Source organism: Actinomadura sp. KC216, assembly GCF_004348535.1.
Taxonomy (GTDB): domain Bacteria; phylum Actinomycetota; class Actinomycetes; order Streptosporangiales; family Streptosporangiaceae; genus Spirillospora.
Map to the genome: position 1 here is coordinate 1 of NZ_SMJX01000605.1, position 1,696 is coordinate 1,696.

A 1,696-nucleotide genomic window follows, 5' to 3' on the forward strand; every position below is an offset into this window, starting at 1 on the left:
GGCGACGTCCCCCTTCCGGACACCGCCACCAACATGTACGCCGCGGCCGCCCGCAAGCCCTAGCCCCCCTCCGCCGGGCGCGGCGCAATGTGAATGTGACCGAGCGGGGTGAGTCGATCACCAGGCCGGGGGAAGCGTGGAAGTGCCGGCGACGGCCCGATGCGGTGATCGACAGAGAGGCGGGGACGATGCTCGATGGACGGCGGCTCACCCAGTACGCGCACGGCGGCGGCTGCGCCTGCAAGATCCCGCCCGGCGAGCTGGAAGAGGTGGTCGCCGGCCTGGCCGCTCCCGACTCCGACGACCTCCTCGTCGGGCTGGACTCGGGGGACGACGCGGCCGTCGTCCGGATCTCGGGCGACACGGCGGTGGTGGCGACGGCGGACTTCTTCACGCCCGTCGTCGACGACCCGTACGACTGGGGCCGGATCGCCGCCGCCAACGCGCTGTCGGACGTGTACGCGATGGGCGGCCGTCCGCTGGTGGCGGTGAACCTGCTCGCCTGGCCGCGCGGGGTCCTGCCGTTCGAGCTGGCCCGCGAGGTGCTGCGCGGCGGACGGGACGTCGCCGTCCTCGCCGAATGCCACATCGGCGGCGGCCACAGCGTGGACGACCCCGAGCCCAAGTACGGCATGGCCGTGACGGGCATGGCCGAGACGGCCCGCCTCCTGCGCAACGACCGTGGCCGCCCGGGTCTCCCGCTCTCGCTGACCAAGCCCCTGGGGCTGGGCGTCCTGAACAACCGGCACAAGGCGACCGGCGAGGTGTTCGCCCAAGCCATCGCCGTCATGACGGAACTCAACAGGGAGGCCGCCGAGGCCGCACTGAAGGCCGGCGCCACCTGCGCAACCGACGTGACGGGCTTCGGTCTGCTAGGCCACCTGCACAAACTGGCCCGCGCCTCGAACGTTTCAGCGGTGATCGATGCCGGTGCCGTGCCCTACGTCGACGGCGCGCGAGAGGCGGTCCGCGACGGCTACGTCAGCGGCGGCACCCGCCGCAACCTCGACTGGATCGCCCCGCACACCGACTTCGGCTCCGCCGACGAGGACACCCGGCTGCTGCTCGCCGACGCGCAGACGTCCGGCGGCCTCCTGGTCGCGGGCGAGGTGCCGGGCGCGCCGATCGTGGGGGAGCTGATCCCGGCCGGAGACCACGGCCTCGTCATCCGCTGAGCACCGGGGTAGGACGGGACCATGCACGTGATCGCCACCGCCGGGCACGTCGACCACGGCAAGTCCACGCTGGTCAGCGCCCTCACCGGGATGGAGCCCGACCGCCTGGCCGAGGAACGCCGCCGCCGGTTGACCATCGACCTCGGGTTCGCCTGGACGCACCTGCCCGGCGCGGGTGAGGTCGCGTTCGTGGACGTCCCAGGGCACGAGCGGTTCGTCGCGAACATGCTCGCGGGGGTGGGCCCGGTGCCCGCCGTCCTGTTCGTCGTCGCCGCCGACGAGGGCTGGATGCCGCAGAGCACCGAACACCTGGAGGCTCTGGACGCGCTAGGCGTATCTCACGGCGTGCTGGTCGTCACCCGCTCCGACCTGGCCGACCCGTCCCCGGCGATCGACGAAGCGCAGACGTGGATGTCCGAAAGCACCCTGCGCGACATCCCGGCAGTAGCAGTGAGCGCGCTCACCGGTGAGGGCTTGGACGACGTCCGCGAAGCCATCACCACCCTGGTCACGGACCTGCC

At 72.5% G+C, this 1,696-nt stretch carries 2 protein-coding genes; both read left to right on the top strand.

What is annotated here, in order from left to right; translation table 11 throughout:
• Positions 1-188: 188 nt before the first annotated feature.
• Positions 189-1,175: a selenide, water dikinase SelD gene (selD, locus tag E1264_RS42420; RefSeq protein WP_132183207.1), complete on the top strand. Its 987-nt coding sequence runs from the start codon at positions 189-191 to the stop codon at positions 1,173-1,175.
• 21 nt (positions 1,176-1,196) lie between these two features.
• Positions 1,197-1,696: GTP-binding protein (locus tag E1264_RS42425; protein ID WP_207937008.1), on the top strand; the 500-nt coding region annotated here is incomplete at its 3' end.